A 15,055-nucleotide genomic window follows, 5' to 3' on the forward strand; every position below is an offset into this window, starting at 1 on the left:
CGCCGACCTTGCCCTCGGTGGCTTGCCAGCAATCCGGGGGCGAAGCTGATCGACGTCTTTCTTCCGGCCTCCGCGGCCGGCTTCATGGAACTCCTGTCGCCCGTGGCGCCCGGCTGGGGCGGCACGCTGCTGGTCGGCCTGCTGCATTCGGTCGAGATCGCCATCGGCGCCACCTGCCTCGGCCTCATGATCGGCACCGCCGGCGCCTTCGGCAAGCTCTATGGCGGCCCGGTGACGCGCGATCTGCTCGCGGTCTACACGACTGTCGTGCGCGCCGTGCCGGAACTGGTGCTGATCCTGCTGCTCTATTACGCCGGCACCGACCTCATCAACCAGGTGCTGACTGCGATCGGCTACAGCCGTGTCGACATCAGCGGGCTCGCGGCCGGCATTTTCGTGCTGGGTTTCGTCCAGGGCGCCTATTCGACCGAAGTCATCCGCGGCGCCATCCTCGCCATCCCGCAAGGCCAGATCGAGGCCGCCCGCGCCTACGGCATGTCGCCGGGCCTGATGCTGCGACGCATCACTGTGCCGGCCATGCTGCCCTTCGCCATCCCCGGCCTGGCGAATCTGTGGCTCATCGCCACCAAGGACACCGCGCTGCTTGCCGTCGTCGGCTTCTTCGAACTGACGCTGGCGACGCGCCAGGCGGCCGGAGTGACCAAGGCCTACCTTCTTTTCTACCTTGCGGCCGGCGCGCTCTATCTCGCGCTCTCGCTGTTCTCCAACCTGATCATCGGCCGCGTCGAGGCCTGGTCGCGGCGCGGCATGCCCTCCGTCAGGGAGGCGCGCTGATGTCCGCCGAAGCCTCCGCGATCCACATGGCGGCGCGCGCCTCGATCTGGCTCAAGCCGCACCGCATCGTGCTGATCCTGATCGGGCTGGCGCTGGTTCTGTGCGCCGCCTTCTTCATGCGCTGGGACTGGCTGCCGCAATATTGGGAAATGGGCCTGATGGGCATCTGGCGGACGCTTTGGATCCTCGCCGTGACCTGCGCGCTGGGCTTTGCGCTGGCCGTGCCGCTCGGGCTCGCCCAGGCAGGCGGGCCGATCTGGTTCTCGGCACCGGCGAAGGTCTTCTGCACCATCATCCGGGGAACGCCGCTGCTCCTGCAGCTCTGGCTGCTCTATTACGGCCTCGGCTCGATCTTTCCGCAATATCCGTGGATCCGTGAATCCTGGCTTTGGCCGTATCTCAGGCAGGCCTGGCCGTATGGCGTGGTGGCGCTGACCTTGTCTTTCGCCGGCTATGAGGGTGAAGTGATGCGCGGCGCCTTCGCCGGCGTGCCGCGCGGACAGTTGGAGGCCGCCCGCGCGTTCGGCATGAGCCGCTGGAAAATCTTCCGGCGCATCTGGTTGCCGCAGGCTTTCTACCGGGCGCTGCCGACGCTGACCGGCGAGACCGTGCTGCAGCTGAAGTCGACCCCGCTGGTGGCGACGATCAGCGTCATCGATATCTTCGCCGTCTCCTCCAAGGTGCGCCAGGACACCTACCTGACCTATGAGCCTTTGCTGCTCTTGGCGCTGATCTATATGACGATCACCGGCATCCTGGTCTTCGTCTTCAGTCGGATCGAGGCTCGGATTCCGGTCAAGATCGGGTAAGTGAGTCGTGAATAGTGAGTGGTGAGCAGTGGGCTGCTTGCTGGTTTTCCCCTACTGACTACTCCCTACTTTCCTACTCACTCAGGAGCAGCCCTGATGCAACTCACTCTCGACCAGGCAACAGGCCTATGCCGGATGGCGGCGCTCGGCGCCGGCGCCAACGAAGAAGCGGCGCAGTCATTAACCGCCTCGATCATCGCCGCGGAGGCCGAAGGCCTGTCGACGGTGGGGCTGTCGCATTTCATCGATTATCTGGAAGCGCTCGAAGCCGGCCGCATCGACGGCAACGCCGATCCGGCGATCACCCGACCAGCGCTCGCCGTCTATCTTTCGGATGCGCGCGGCGGACTTGCCCATACCGGCTTCGACCGCACGATCGATGATCTGGTCAAGGCAGCAAAACTGTTCGGCGTCTCGATCTTCTCGCAGAAGAATTCCTATACATGCGGCGCGCTCGGCTATTTCACCGGGCGGCTCGCCGAGCAGGGGCTGGTTTCCTTCGCCGCCACCAACGGGCCGGCGGTGCTTGCCGGTTCAGGTTCGGTCAAGCCGGTCTATTGCACCAATCCGATGTCCTTTGCATCGCCCGCCGCCGACGGGCCGCCGCTGGTTATCGACCAGTCGTCGAGCGCCACCGCTTTCGTCAACATCCGCAAGGCGGCCGAGGACGGCAAGAACATCCCCGAAGGCTGGGCGCTGGATGCCAGCGGCAACCCGACCACCGATCCGGCGGCGGCGATGAAGGGCGCCATGCTTGCCTTTGGCGGCCAGCGCGGCGCCAACATCGCCTTGATGGTCGAGGTGCTGGCCGCCGGCATTTCCGGCGCCAACTGGTCGCTCGACGCGCCCTGGTTCACCGGCGGGCCGGACAGCCCCGGCACCGGCCTTTTCGTTCTCGCCATCGAACCCAAGCTGCTCGACCCAGAATTCGAGCAGCGCATGAAGGACCAGCTCGACCGGCTGCGGCGGCGCTATGGCGTGCATATCCCCGGCCGCTCCCGCGCCGAAGCCGCGGAGAAGGCAAAGGCGCGCGGCATCACCACGTCCAGGGCGGTCGTGCAGCGCATTTCGGAATTCGCCGAGCGTTACTCGGCCTGATTTTCCTCTCCGCGAGTGAACCTTTTCTCGCCCTGCAACGACCAATCTCCGGGCATCCCACGCCGCGAGCCGTCCGGTTGGCTTCGTTTGGCTCGCGGTTGGCGGCGCCGCGCCGAGCGTTTAGGGCGGGGCGTGCGTGCTTGCTTCGCGCCACCTTGATACCGTCTCAGGTCTGGCCGCCTCGTTGGACCCTGTTTCGGCGCGGACGCTGCCCGGAAAACCCCGCTTCGGCGGGGTTTTCCGTTTTCTTCGAACGCAGCAGGAGGGGCATTCTGGGCAAGTCCGAAAACAACGCAATGGCGACCTCCGGTCGCTCTTTGCCTTTGGCAAGAAACGGATTAAGAAACGGCTTCAGCCAAGCACTCGCGCGGAGCCAGTCATGACCGAAATCCTGCAGACCCCCAAGCTCGTCGTCGTCTTCGGCGGCTCGGGCTTCGTCGGTCGCCATGTCGTGCGGGCGCTGGCCAAGCGCGGCTACCGCATCCGGGTCGCCTGCCGGCGGCCCGACCTTGCCGGCCATGTGCAGCCGCTCGGCAATGTCGGCCAGATCCAGCCGGTGCAGGCCAATGTGCGCGTGCGCTGGTCGGTAGACCGCGCCGTGCAGGGCGCCGACCATGTCGTCAACCTCGTCGCCATTCTGCATGAGACCGGCCGCCAGAAATTCGGCGCCGTGCACGATTTCGGGGCGCGCGCCGTCGCCGAAGCCGCGCGCTCGGTCGGCGCCGGCCTCACCCACATCTCGGCGCTCGGCGCCGATCTCAAGTCGCCGTCCGACTATGCCCGCACCAAGGCGCTCGGCGAAAAAGCCGTGTTCGACACGATCGGCGATGCCGTCATCTTGCGGCCGTCGATCAATTTCGGGCCGGAGGACGGTTTCTTCAACCGCTTCGCCAACATGGCGCGTTATTCGCCCGTGCTGCCGCTGATCGGCGGCGGGCAGACCAAGTTCCAGCCGGTCTATGTCGGCGACGTCGCCGAAGCGGTGGCGCGTTCGGTCGACGGCAAGATCGAGGGCGGCCAGATCTACGAGCTCGGCGGGCCGCAGGTGCTGACCTTCAAGCAATGCATGGAAGAGCTGCTGATGGTCGTCGAACGCCGCCGCCTCCTGGTGCCGGTGCCGTTCTGGGTGGCGAACATCCAGGCCTCGATCCTGCAGCTGCTGCCCAATCCGCTCTTGACCAAGGACCAGGTCATGCAGTTGCGCGAGCACAACGTCGTTTCGGACGACGCCGCCAAGGCCGCCAGGACCCTGACCGGCCTCGGCATCCAGCCGCAGGCGATCGCCACGATCCTGCCCAGCTATCTCTGGCGCTTCCGCGCGGCCGGCCAGTTCCAGCAGCGCCGGCCTATCGCCGATCGCTGACAAAAGCTCAGGCGCGGCGGGAGACCTGCATCGGCAGGCCGCCCTGCGGTTGCGTGGTGAGCTTCTGCACCGGCCATGGCCGGGTCTCAGGAGTCACGTCGAACCGGAAGCGCGACAGCAGGATCGCCAGGGCGATGATCGCCTCCTGCATGGCGAAGCTGGCACCGATGCAGACGCGCGGCCCGGCGCCGAACGGCAGGTACTGGAACCGGTCGATCCGGTCGCGGTTTTCCGGATGGAAGCGCTCCGGCAGGAAGGCGTTCGGCCTGTCCCAGAGCTTGCGGTGGCGATGCACGACCCACGGCATCACCAGTACGGCGGCGTATTTCGGAATGTACAACCCGTTCCAGGTCTCCGGCTCGATCGGCTCGCGGTTGATCGAAGGTGCCGGCGGGTAGAGCCTCAGCGCCTCCTCGAAAGCGGCGCGGGTGAGCGGCATGGCATCCAGCCACTTGGTCGGATCCGGCTCGCGCGCCAGCACGGCGTCGATCTCCCGCTCGACCTTGTCGCGCTCCCAGGGCGCCCCGGCGAGGCAATAGATCGTCCAGCCCAGCGCCCGCGCGGTCGTCTCGTGGCCGGCGCCGATGAAGGTGATGATGTTGTCCTCGACTTCGGCGCGCGTCAGTCCGTCCGGCCCCTCGGCGCGCAGCAGAAGCGTGAGGAAATCCTGCGGCACGCCGTCGGGATCGCGCTTCATCCGCTCTTCGCGCATCCTCACCGTGCCGGCGACGATGTTGCGGAAATAGGCCATGGTCTTGCGGCCGCGGATGCGGGTGAGACGCGGCAGCCATTCCGGCGCGCGCAACAGGTCGAGCGGATCGACGCGGCCCATCGTCTCGAACAGGCGATCGATCTCCTTGGCGAAGCTGCCGGGCTCGCCGGCGATCTCGCCGGAGAACAGCGTCTCGGCCAGAATGTCATAGGTGAGCAGCGTCATGTCGTGGGCGACATCGGTCGTGCCGCCGGCCTCGTAGCGGGTGGCGAATTCCAGCGTGCGTCTCAGCATCGGCTCGGCGAAGCCGAAGATGTGGCGCGGCGTGAACACCGGCGCCATCGCCTTGCGCGAGCGCTTCCAGACCTCGCCCTCGGCGGTCAGCAGTCCGTCGCGCAGGATCGGCCGCAGCACCAGCTGGCGCACGGTCGCCATCTTGTAGTTCCTGGCGTTGTCGACCAGCACATGGCGGATAAGGCCCGGATCATTGGCGACCACCAGCGGCCCGCCGACGCCGGTCACCGAAATCCAGGGCTCGTTGTAAGTGTGCTCGCCCCATAATTCGAGCGGGTTGCGGTAGATGATGCGCATCATCTCCAGCGTCGAAGGCGGCTTTGTGCGCGGCGTCGGCGCCGGCGGCACGAAGGGGGCGGGCTTGGTGTCCATGAAGCGTGCTCCGCTGACAGCGCCGAATGTAGTGTCCGACGAAGCGGACGTCCATGTGACCGAGCGGCCCGGCGCCTCGCCGGAATGTGAACGACGTCCGCCGATGCCTGCTTGTTGTGGGTGGAGGCTTGCTTTAGTCACCAACGGATACCGTCAAGCAAGGAGCCCCAAGTGAAGCAACGCCTGGACATCATCATCGGCAGCACGCGGCCGGGACGCGCCGGCCCGATCTTCGGCGAATGGCTGGAGGGCTTCGCCCGCGAGCACGGCAAGTTCGAGCCGGTGCTGACCGACATCGCGGCGTTCAACCTGCCGATGCTCGACGAGCCGCACCATCCGCGCCTGCGCAAATACGAGAACGACCACACCAAGGCCTGGTCGAAGGCGATCGATGCCGCCGATGCCTTCGTGTTCGTCGCGCCGGAGTATAACTACTTCGTGGCGCCCGCGATCGTGAACGCCATCGACTACCTGGTCCATGAATGGCGCTACAAGCCGGCGGCGATCTTCAGCTATGGCGGCGTGTCAGGCGGCCTGCGCGCGGCGCAGGCCTTGAAGCCGTTGCTCGCCTCCGTCGGCGTCATGCCGATCCCGGAGGGCGTGGCGCTGCCCGCCTATGCGACGTTGCTCGACCAGAACCGTGCATTTCATCCGAGCGAACAGGTGCAGGGAGGCGCCAGGACGATGCTGGACGAACTGTCCCGATGGAGCGAGGCGCTGAAAACGTTGCGTGCCGCCGGATAGGCGCGAGGCTCCCCGCGAAGACACTTGCGAGGCCGCGCTTCGGCACGGCTTTCACTGTCGGACGCCCCAATGCGCTCGCCAGCATCTCGCGCGGACGTGACGGGGTCGCTCGCCAAGCCGGCAAAATGGCCGCAAACCTTGGAAAAGCAACCGTTTGCGCCTATATCTAGGACATCAAAACGGCGCGATTCGGGGCCATTTTTCGGCGCTGTACCAGCGGCATCAATCAGACAGGTTTTCATGAGCGACCAGATCGAAAGCGCCAATGGCGCGGAAGCCGAGTACGGCGCCGATTCCATCAAGGTTTTGAAGGGGTTGGATGCCGTGCGCAAGCGGCCGGGCATGTATATCGGCGACACCGATGACGGCTCGGGCCTGCATCACATGGTCTATGAGGTGGTGGACAACGCCATCGACGAGGCGCTGGCCGGCCACGCCGACCTCGTCTCGGTGACGCTCAACCCAGACGGTTCCGTCACCGTGATCGACAATGGCCGCGGCATTCCGACCGATATCCACCCCTCAGAGGGCGTTTCGGCGGCCGAAGTGATCATGACGCAGCTGCATGCCGGCGGCAAATTCGACCAGAACTCCTACAAGGTCTCGGGCGGCCTGCACGGCGTCGGCGTCTCGGTGGTCAATGCGCTTTCGGCATGGCTGAAGATCAAGGTCCGCCGCAACGGCGAGATCTTCGAGATGAGCTTCACGCACGGCAATGCCGACGCACCGCTGAAGGTGACCGGAAGCTACGAGCAGGACAAGCGCCCGGGCACCTATGAGGGCCGCAGCGGCAGCGAAATCACGTTCTTCCCGTCGGCCGAGACCTTCACCATGGTCGAGTTCGACTACAGCACGCTGGAGCATCGACTGCGCGAGCTTGCCTTCCTCAATTCCGGCGTGCGCATCGTGCTGACCGACGCCCGCCATGCCGACATCGTGCGCCATGAGCTGCATTACGACGGCGGTCTGGAGGAGTTCGTCAAATATCTCGACCGGGTGAAGAAGCCGCTGATCGAGATGCCGATCGCCATCCGCGCCGAGCGCGACGGCATCACCGTCGAAGTCGCGATGTGGTGGAACGACAGCTACCACGAGAATGTGCTGGCCTTCACCAACAACATCCCGCAACGCGACGGCGGCACGCATCTGGCGGGCTTCCGCGCGGCGCTGACCAGGCAGGTCACCGGCTACGGCGAATCGTCCGGCCAGACCAAGAAGGAAAAGGTATCGCTGACCGGCGATGATTGCCGCGAAGGCCTGACCGCGGTCCTCTCGGTCAAGGTGCCGGATCCGAAATTCTCCTCGCAGACCAAGGACAAGCTGGTCTCGTCCGAAGTGCGCCCGGTGGTGGAAAGCCTGGTCAACGAGGCGCTCGGCACCTGGCTCGAAGAACATCCCGCCGAAGGCAAGGTCGTGGTCGAGAAAGTGATCCAGGCGGCCGCGGCGCGCGAGGCCGCGCGCAAGGCGCGCGACATCACGCGCAAGAGCTCGCTCGGCGTCACCTCGCTGCCCGGCAAGCTTGCCGACTGCCAGGAGCGCGACCCGGCCAAGTCCGAAATCTTCATCGTCGAGGGTGACTCGGCCGGCGGCTCGGCCAAGGGCGGGCGCTCGCGCCAGAACCAGGCGATCCTGCCGCTGCGCGGCAAGATCCTGAATGTCGAGCGCGCGCGCTTCGACCGCATGCTCTCCTCCGACATGATCGGCACGCTGATCACCGCGCTCGGCACCTCGATCGGCAAGGACGAGTTCAACGCCGACAAGCTGCGCTACCACAAGATCATCCTGATGACCGACGCCGACGTCGACGGCGCCCACATCCGCACGCTGCTGCTCACCTTCTTCTTCCGGCAGATGCCGGAGCTGATCGAGCGCGGCCATCTCTACATCGCCCAGCCGCCGCTCTACAAAGTGACCCGGGGCAAGAGCTCGCAATACCTCAAGGACGAAAACGCCTATGAGGAATACCTGATCGAGTCCGGGCTGGACGAGGCTTCGCTGACGCTCGCCTCCGGCGAGGTGCGGACAGGCCAGGATCTGCGCAGCGCCATCGACGACGCAATTGCCGTGCGCCAGCTGATCAACGGGCTGCACACGCGCTACAACCGCAGCGTCGTCGAGCAGGCGGCGATCGCCGGCGCGCTCAACGCCGACGTGCTTGCCGATCTCGGCCGCGCCAATGCGATGGCCGAGCGCGTCGCCGGGCGGCTCGATATGATCGCCGAAGAGACCGAGCGCGGCTGGACCGGGCGCCTATCGGCCTCCAATGACGGCTCCGGCGGCTATGTGTTCGAGCGCACCGTGCGCGGCGTGAAGGACGTGGCGCAGCTCGATGCCGGGCTGATCGCTTCGGCCGATGCGCGCCAGCTCGACCGCTATGCCTCGCGCCTGGCGGAAGTCTATGGCGAGCAGCCGACCTTGCGCCGCAAGGAAAGCTCCGAGCTGCTTTCGGGACCGCTGGCGCTGCTCAACGCAGTGTTCGCCACCGGCCGCAAGGGGCTGACCATGCAGCGCTACAAGGGCCTTGGCGAGATGAACGCCGAGCAGCTCTGGGAAACGACGCTCGATCCGAATGTGCGTTCGCTGCTGCAGGTCAAGGTCAATGACGCGACCGACGCCGACTCGCTGTTCTCGCGGCTGATGGGCGACGAGGTGGAGCCTCGCCGCGAGTTCATCCAGGACAATGCGCTGTCGGTCGCCAATCTGGATATTTGAGACCGTAGCGATGCTCTAAAGAAGCTTGCCAAAGCGGCGTTCAGCAGCGCCGCCTGACCACGATCCACTCCGACGATATAGCTCGTGAAATTGGTCGCACCGTTGCCGATGCGGCGATTCTAGCCAGGGGCTCCAGGCGATGAAATAGCCTCATGGCCTCCTTCCGGCTGTCTGTTCCGGCCACCGATCCGGCAAGTGGTCCTCTATTCCGGCATTCCAAGGCTTCTCAGCGCGTTTTCGTGTCGGTCGAGAATTTCAGCTCTAAAGGGCATCGAGTCGCGAACCGCCCGCAAGGTGAGCTCCGGATATTCGCGCTGACAACGCACCATTTGCTGCCGGGCTTCGTCGAGGCGTCCCGCTTCGACAAGGGCCGGCATCAGCGTACGCAGTATCCACAAGGCATTCGGATGCTCCGCCAGGATACGCAGATACAGGTCCGCCGCCTGACCGGGCCGCCTGGCGCTGAAATGCACGACAGCCAGGCCCAAGTGACAGGTATAAACCATGGGATCGAACGGCCCCAGTCGCAGCGACCGCTCGAAGCATTCCGCCGCCCGCTCAACCTCGTCTCTGTAGGCTGCAACCCACCCGCTCCTGTTCCAGGCGAAGGCCGAATTGGGATCGATCGAACACGCCTTTTCAAGCAGCGCGCCTGCGGTGACGAAATTGCCCGACACGGTGTGGGCAGCGCCGAGCACGGCCAGGGAAAATGGATCGTCACCGTTGAGTTCGGCAGATCGCTCCGCCAGCCCCAGCGCACGGCGCCGGTCGGCCTCTGGCGAGGTCGACCAACTGTAGATCTTGCGCTGCGCATGACACCAGGACAGCAGGGACAGAGCCAGCGGATAATCGGGATCGCCCAGCAAAGCCTTCTCAAGCGTCTCGATGGCGATCGCGTTGTCCTGGCGGCCGAGCGCCCAGACATGCGGCAGACTGCGCATCACCAGATCGTAGGTTTGCAGGTCGCCCGGCCGCTTGCGGCGCGCACGCTCGATTTCCGCCATCTGGATTGACGGCAGAATCGCGCCTGCGACACCCGCCGTCACATTGTCCTGCAGCGCGAACGCATCCGCGATGTCACCTTTGAAACCTTCCGCCCAGATTAGACTGCCGGTCTCCGCCTCGACCAGCCGCGCCGAGATGCGGATCTGGTCGAGATGCCGGCGCACGCTTCCTTCCAGCACGTAGCGGACGCCGAGCTCGCGGCCGATGCGCGGCAGATCAAGCGCCTGGCCTCGGTAAGCAAAGGCCGAGTTGCGCGAGATGACGAACAGGCCGCGAATACGCGCTAGCGCCGCCGTGATCTCCTCTACCGTGCCGTCGGCGAGGTAGGATTGCTCGGGGTCCGATGACAGGTTCTCGAATGGAAGCACGACGAGCGACGGCTTGTCGGGGAGCTGAGGCGACGGACGCGCATCGACGGCTGGCGGTCCCTCCAGCACTTCGCCGGGGAACATGTAGCCGCGGCGCGGCATGGTGCGGATCAGCGTCTGCGCTTTGTCGCCTAGCGCGCGGCGGATGTCGCTGATGCATTGGGTGAGCGAATCTTCGGTGACGATCACGTCGCTCCACACCGCATGCAGAAGCTCGTCCTTCGGCACCAGCCGGCCGGCGTTGCGGATAAGAAAAATCAGCAGATCGAGCGATTTCGGTCGCAGCGCGATCTCGCCCGAACCGTCGCGCAACACTCCGGCGCGCGTGTCGAGGCTGAAGCCGGCGAAGCTGTAGATCGGCTGTGGCTCGACGTTCATCGCGACTGTCTGATCCTCAGAATTTTCAGAGCTTCGTCAGTACTCTTTCAGGCCGCCTTCCGGACAAGCATCTCGAAACGGCGCAATCTCGCACTCAACGATGAAGGTGGCAAGAAACCCAAGCCGCAACGCGTGGGCAAGATCGCTGCAACCGGTGCGCAGGCCAAGGCCGCGCCGAATGCCGGCGATCGCAACAGGAGGCAACCATGTCGAGCACGGAGACAAACGCCATGACAACGACCGATCATTCGATTGGTGCCGAAACCGGCTACCGGCGGCACGCTCTCGTCTCGCTTTTCCGGATGTACGAGGCGGTGAAATGGACGCTGTTGTGGCTGCCACGGTTCTGGAAGGCGCGCAGCCAGCTCGCATGTCTGGCCGCCATGAGCGAATGCGAGCGTCGCGATATCGGCCTTACCAGCCGCGATCTCGAGAACGCCTTTGCCTTGCCGGTCGACCGCGACCCGACAGAAATGCTGGCGCAGGTGGTGACAGACCGCCGCCTTCGCCGCGAACACTGATTGGAGAGCGGCCAGGTTTCGGCTGCGCCTTGAGCATTCGCCACGGAGTAGACCTGAGTGTCTGCGCCGTGGGCTGCTCGTGACGCATCGGCACCGAGGCCATCCGATCAACGAAAAACCACGGCCTGTCGCTGCCGGGCTTTTCTGTTTCGGTCAGTCGGCCACGGTCGCCTCAGTGATCAAACGCCTTGACGATTTCCTCGGTCATCTTCTTGGCGTCGCCGAGCAGCATCATGGTGCCGTCCTTGTAGAACAGCGTGTTGTCGATGCCGGCATAGCCGGAGCCGAGCGAGCGCTTGACGAACAGGCAGGTGCGGGCCTTGTCGACGTCGAGGATCGGCATGCCGTAGATCGGCGAGGACTTGTCGTCGCGCGCGGACGGGTTGGTGACGTCGTTGGCGCCGATGACATAGGCGACGTCGGCCTGCGCGAACTCGGAGTTGATGTCCTCCAGCTCGAACACCTCGTCGTAAGGCACGTTGGCCTCGGCCAAGAGAACGTTCATGTGGCCGGGCATGCGGCCGGCGACCGGGTGAATGGCGTATTTCACCTCGACGCCGGCGGCCTTGAGCTTGTCGGCCATCTCGCGCAGCGCGTGCTGCGCCTGGGCGACCGCCATGCCGTAGCCGGGCACGATGATGACCTTCTGCGCGTTCATCATCAGATAGGCGGCGTCATCGGCCGAGCCCTGCTTGACGGTGCGCTCGATGCCGTCGTCGGCAACCGCGGCCGTCTCGCCGCCGAAGCCGCCGAGGATGACCGAGATGAAGGAGCGGTTCATGCCCTTGCACATGATGTAGGACAGGATCGCGCCGGACGAGCCGACCAGCGCGCCGGTGATGATCAGCGCCAGATTGCCGAGGGTGAAACCAAGCGCGGCAGCCGCCCAGCCCGAGTAGGAATTCAGCATCGACACCACGACCGGCATGTCGGCGCCGCCGATCGGGATGATCAAGAGCACGCCGAGCACCAGCGAGGCGGCGACGATCAGCCAGAAGACGAGCTTCGATTCCGTGGTGACCAACAGCACGATCAGCACCACCAACGCGATGCCGAGCGCGATGTTGATGAGATGTCGGCCGCCGATCATGATCGGCTTGCCGGACATGCGGCCGTCGAGCTTGAGGAAGGCGATGACCGAGCCGGTGAAGGTGATGGCGCCGATGGCTACGCCCAGGCTCATTTCGACCAGCGCCTGCGCATGGATGTCGCCCGCCGTGCCGATGCCGAAGCTCTCCGGCGCGTACATGGCGGCAGCCGCCACCATCACGGCGGCGAAGCCGACGAGCGAGTGGAAGGCGGCGACCAGCTGCGGCATCGAGGTCATGGCGATGCGGCGCGCGGTGACCGCGCCGATGCCGCCACCGATGGCCAGCCCGAGCACGATCCAGCCGAAACGGCCGACCGAGGGAGCCAAAGGCAAAGCCAATGCCAGCGTGGTGGCGATAGCGATCGCCATACCGATCATGCCGAAGAGATTGCCTCGCCGGCTGGTGGTGGGATGCGACAGCCCGCGCAGCGCCAGGATGAACAGGATGCCGGAGACGAGATAGAGGAAGGAAGCCAGATTGACGGTCACGTCACTTTTCCTTCTTCTTGTACATGGCGAGCATGCGCTGGGTGACCAGGAAGCCGCCGAAGATGTTGACCGAGACCAGCACCAGGGCGACGAAACCGAAGCCGGCGGCGAGCCCGGAGGCCGAGATGCCGACGGCGAGCAGCGCGCCGACGACAATGACCGATGAAATGGCGTTGGTGACGGCCATCAGCGGTGTGTGCAGCGCCGGCGTCACCGACCAGACGACATAATAGCCGACGAAGATCGCCAGCACGAAGATGGCGAGTTGGAAGACGAAGGGATCGACGGCGCCACCGGACAGCGCGTGCGCCGCGTTACCGGCAGCCTCGCCTGCGGGCGCGTTGGCAAGATCCTGCACCGCAAGGCGAACGGCGGCAGTCGCCTGATCGAGTTGGTCGAGGGCTTTCTGCAAGGCGTCCATCACGCGGTCCCCTTAGGCTTGGCTGCGGACTTCTTCTTCGGCGCCGGTCTGGCGTCGGCGACCATGCTCGTCGCCGGAATGGCCGCCGGCTCGGTGCGCGGCTGCTCGACCGCCTTGGCGAAGTTCGGATGCACCACCTTGCCGCCGTCGGTCAGCATGGTCGCCTTGACCAGCTCATCGTCGCGCTTGATGGCAAGCTGCTTCGCCGCCTTGTCGACCATCGTCTCGAGGAAGGCGTAGAGGTTCTTGGCGTAGAGCAGCGAGGCGGATGCGGCGACACGGCCCGGCACGTTGAGGTGGCCGACGATCTTGACGCCGTTCTGCGTCGTCACGACCTTGCCCGGCACCGCGCCCTCGACATTGCCGCCGCGCTCGACGGCGAGGTCGACGATCACCGAGCCCGGCTTCATCGAGGCAACCATGGCAGCCGAGATGAGCTTCGGCGCCGGACGCCCCGGTATCAGCGCGGTGGTGATGACGATGTCCTGCTTGGCGATATGCTCGGCGGTGAGCGTCGCCTGCTTGGCCTGGTATTCCTTCGACATTTCCTTGGCGTAGCCGCCGGCGGTCTCGGCCGCCTTGAATTCCTCGTCCTCGACCGCCAGGAATTTCGCGCCGAGCGACTGCACCTGCTCCTTCACCGCCGGGCGCACGTCGGTGGCGGTGACGACAGAGCCGAGGCGGCGCGCGGTGGCGATGGCCTGCAGGCCGGCGACGCCGACGCCCATGATGAAGGTCTTTGCCGCCGGCACGGTGCCGGCCGCCGTCATCATCATCGGCAGCGCGCGGTCATATTCGGCGGCGGCATCGATCACCGCCTGGTAGCCGGCGAGGTTGGCCTGCGAGGACAGCACGTCCATCGATTGCGCACGGGTGATGCGCGGCATGAACTCCATGGAAAAGGCGGTGATGCCGGCCTTGGCCATCGCGGCCACCGCGGCATCGTTGCCGTAGGGATCCATGATGGCGATCACGGCGGCGCCCGACTTGTAGCCCTTGAGCTCCGCATCCGTCGGCCGGCGCACTTTCAGCACGACATCGGCCTTCTTGGCGTCGGCCGCCGTTCCGATCGCACCGCCGGCAGCAGTGAAATCCTGGTCGGGGATGCGGGAGCCGAGGCCGGCACCCTTCTCGACGATCACGTCGAAGCCGAGACCCGTCAGGCGCTTGACCGTCTCCGGCGAGGCCGCGACACGCGGCTCGTTCGGGTCAACCTCACGAGGGATGAATACTATTTGTCCCACCGGATGATCCTTTCGGCTGGAACCTTGATTGCGCAAGGCGTCGGCCGGACGTCCGGCGACGTCGAGGGCAATGGGCTTGGGAAGTCTACCGCAGAATGAGAGTGCCGACGGCCATGATCAGGATGAACAGGACGGTCGCCGAGAAGAAGCCGCCGACGAAGAAGCCGAAGGCCATTGCGATAAGGATGGCGGCACAGAACAGCGAGCCGTATTTGGCAAGACCGAGGAAGCCCTTGTAGGTACGGTCGTGCTCGGCATAGTCCATTTGCGCGCCCAGCTCGACAGGACCGGTCGGCGTGTGATCAGCCATGGAAGTACCCCTTCGAAAATGCCTTTGAGGCACATAGCGAAAAGCCGAACCAAGAGCAATGGCGCTATTGCCGCACAGCCGGCGACAACAGCCTCAAACGAAAGTTGAAATTGAATGCCGCAGCTGTGTCCACGCGGCCGGCGCGGGATTCAGCTGGCGAGGTGGGGAAAAAGGCCGAGCAGACCGACAACGATCAGGTAAAGCGCGACTATGTAGTTGAGGAGCCGCGGCATCACCAGGATCAGTACGCCGGCGATCAGCGAGATCAGCGGCGTCAGCGCGAGCGAGTGGATGGTCATGCGGGGATCCTTTCCTGTGACAGGCGCGATC

The 15,055-nt window shown here is 65.2% G+C and carries 14 protein-coding genes; 7 read left to right on the forward strand and 7 right to left on the reverse strand.

Going from position 1 to position 15,055, the window contains the following annotated elements; genetic code table 11:
- Window positions 1–84 precede the first annotated feature (84 nt).
- The 4 genes from FJ424_RS01235 (at window position 85) to FJ424_RS01250 (ending at window position 4,065) form a co-directional block, all read left to right on the forward strand.
- Window positions 85–795 (forward strand): ABC transporter permease subunit, encoded by a 711-nt coding sequence (locus FJ424_RS01235; RefSeq protein WP_181164852.1) that lies wholly within the window; start codon window positions 85–87, stop codon window positions 793–795.
- A complete protein-coding gene (locus FJ424_RS01240; RefSeq protein WP_140650611.1) occupies window positions 795–1,604 on the forward strand; it encodes an ABC transporter permease in 810 nt (269 codons plus the stop codon). Before FJ424_RS01235 ends, FJ424_RS01240 begins: the two co-directional genes overlap by 1 nt.
- A gap of 96 nt (window positions 1,605–1,700) precedes the next feature.
- Entirely contained in the window at window positions 1,701–2,702 is a 1,002-nt protein-coding gene (locus FJ424_RS01245) for an Ldh family oxidoreductase (RefSeq protein ID WP_181181943.1), read from the forward strand.
- A 379-nt stretch (window positions 2,703–3,081) separates the two neighbouring features.
- On the forward strand, window positions 3,082–4,065 hold the full coding sequence (locus FJ424_RS01250; protein ID WP_140644729.1) for a complex I NDUFA9 subunit family protein: 984 nt from the start codon (window positions 3,082–3,084) through the stop codon (window positions 4,063–4,065).
- Between the two features lie 7 nt (window positions 4,066–4,072).
- Here the strand turns inward: FJ424_RS01250 and FJ424_RS01255 are convergent, their stop codons facing one another.
- Window positions 4,073–5,443 carry a cytochrome P450 gene (locus FJ424_RS01255; protein ID WP_140650614.1) on the reverse strand — a complete coding sequence of 457 codons (1,371 nt, stop codon included), beginning with the start codon at window positions 5,441–5,443 and terminating at the stop codon, window positions 4,073–4,075.
- 171 nt (window positions 5,444–5,614) lie between these two features.
- Here FJ424_RS01255 and FJ424_RS01260 point away from each other — a divergent pair, with 171 nt between their 5' ends.
- Window positions 5,615–6,187, forward strand: a complete 573-nt coding sequence (locus tag FJ424_RS01260) for an NADPH-dependent FMN reductase (RefSeq protein WP_140650617.1) — start codon at window positions 5,615–5,617, stop codon at window positions 6,185–6,187.
- 240 nt (window positions 6,188–6,427) lie between these two features.
- Window positions 6,428–8,899 carry a DNA topoisomerase (ATP-hydrolyzing) subunit B gene (gyrB, locus tag FJ424_RS01265; protein ID WP_140650620.1) on the forward strand — a complete coding sequence of 824 codons (2,472 nt, stop codon included), beginning with the start codon at window positions 6,428–6,430 and terminating at the stop codon, window positions 8,897–8,899.
- A gap of 203 nt (window positions 8,900–9,102) precedes the next feature.
- Here the strand turns inward: gyrB and FJ424_RS01270 are convergent, their stop codons facing one another.
- A complete protein-coding gene (locus tag FJ424_RS01270; protein ID WP_140650623.1) occupies window positions 9,103–10,650 on the reverse strand; it encodes a winged helix-turn-helix domain-containing tetratricopeptide repeat protein in 1,548 nt (515 codons plus the stop codon).
- A 230-nt stretch (window positions 10,651–10,880) separates the two neighbouring features.
- On the opposite strand from FJ424_RS01270, the gene FJ424_RS01275 reads away from it, so the two are divergent.
- Entirely contained in the window at window positions 10,881–11,171 is a 291-nt protein-coding gene (locus tag FJ424_RS01275) for a hypothetical protein (RefSeq protein WP_140650626.1), read from the forward strand.
- 172 nt (window positions 11,172–11,343) lie between these two features.
- Here FJ424_RS01275 and FJ424_RS01280 read toward each other — a convergent pair whose 3' ends face one another.
- The 5 genes from FJ424_RS01280 to FJ424_RS01300 form a co-directional block, all read right to left on the reverse strand.
- Window positions 11,344–12,750 (reverse strand): NAD(P)(+) transhydrogenase (Re/Si-specific) subunit beta, encoded by a 1,407-nt coding sequence (locus tag FJ424_RS01280; protein WP_140644723.1) that lies wholly within the window; start codon window positions 12,748–12,750, stop codon window positions 11,344–11,346.
- A 1-nt stretch (window position 12,751) separates the two neighbouring features.
- Window positions 12,752–13,171, reverse strand: coding sequence for an NAD(P) transhydrogenase subunit alpha (locus tag FJ424_RS01285; protein WP_140644722.1), 420 nt, complete (start codon window positions 13,169–13,171; stop codon window positions 12,752–12,754).
- On the reverse strand, window positions 13,171–14,415 hold the full coding sequence (locus tag FJ424_RS01290; RefSeq protein ID WP_140650628.1) for a Re/Si-specific NAD(P)(+) transhydrogenase subunit alpha: 1,245 nt from the start codon (window positions 14,413–14,415) through the stop codon (window positions 13,171–13,173). The genes FJ424_RS01285 and FJ424_RS01290 overlap by 1 nt, the downstream gene beginning before the upstream one ends.
- An 85-nt stretch (window positions 14,416–14,500) precedes the next feature.
- Window positions 14,501–14,725: an aa3-type cytochrome c oxidase subunit IV gene (locus FJ424_RS01295; RefSeq protein ID WP_140650631.1), complete on the reverse strand. Its 225-nt coding sequence runs from the start codon at window positions 14,723–14,725 to the stop codon at window positions 14,501–14,503.
- A gap of 149 nt (window positions 14,726–14,874) precedes the next feature.
- On the reverse strand, window positions 14,875–15,024 hold the full coding sequence (locus FJ424_RS01300; RefSeq protein ID WP_127866594.1) for a DUF3096 domain-containing protein: 150 nt from the start codon (window positions 15,022–15,024) through the stop codon (window positions 14,875–14,877).
- Between the last annotated feature and the right edge of the window lie 31 nt (window positions 15,025–15,055).

Source organism: Mesorhizobium sp. B3-1-8 (assembly GCF_006439495.1).
In the GTDB taxonomy this organism is placed as follows: domain Bacteria; phylum Pseudomonadota; class Alphaproteobacteria; order Rhizobiales; family Rhizobiaceae; genus Mesorhizobium.

Bases quoted from the DNA above. Each gene is read 5' to 3' on its own strand.
- FJ424_RS01235 (WP_181164852.1), top strand. From the start codon at position 85: ATGGAACTCCTGTCGCCCGTGGCGCCCGGCTGGGGCGGCACGCTGCTG.
- FJ424_RS01240 (WP_140650611.1), top strand. From the start codon at position 795: ATGTCCGCCGAAGCCTCCGCGATCCACATGGCGGCGCGCGCCTCGATC.
- FJ424_RS01245 (WP_181181943.1), top strand. From the start codon at position 1,701: ATGCAACTCACTCTCGACCAGGCAACAGGCCTATGCCGGATGGCGGCG.
- FJ424_RS01250 (WP_140644729.1), top strand. From the start codon at position 3,082: ATGACCGAAATCCTGCAGACCCCCAAGCTCGTCGTCGTCTTCGGCGGC.
- FJ424_RS01255 (WP_140650614.1), bottom strand. From the start codon at position 5,443: ATGGACACCAAGCCCGCCCCCTTCGTGCCGCCGGCGCCGACGCCGCGC.
- gyrB (WP_140650620.1), top strand. From the start codon at position 6,428: ATGAGCGACCAGATCGAAAGCGCCAATGGCGCGGAAGCCGAGTACGGC.
- FJ424_RS01270 (WP_140650623.1), bottom strand. From the start codon at position 10,650: ATGAACGTCGAGCCACAGCCGATCTACAGCTTCGCCGGCTTCAGCCTC.
- FJ424_RS01275 (WP_140650626.1), top strand. From the start codon at position 10,881: ATGACAACGACCGATCATTCGATTGGTGCCGAAACCGGCTACCGGCGG.
- FJ424_RS01285 (WP_140644722.1), bottom strand. From the start codon at position 13,171: ATGGACGCCTTGCAGAAAGCCCTCGACCAACTCGATCAGGCGACTGCC.
- FJ424_RS01295 (WP_140650631.1), bottom strand. From the start codon at position 14,725: ATGGCTGATCACACGCCGACCGGTCCTGTCGAGCTGGGCGCGCAAATG.
- FJ424_RS01300 (WP_127866594.1), bottom strand. From the start codon at position 15,024: ATGACCATCCACTCGCTCGCGCTGACGCCGCTGATCTCGCTGATCGCC.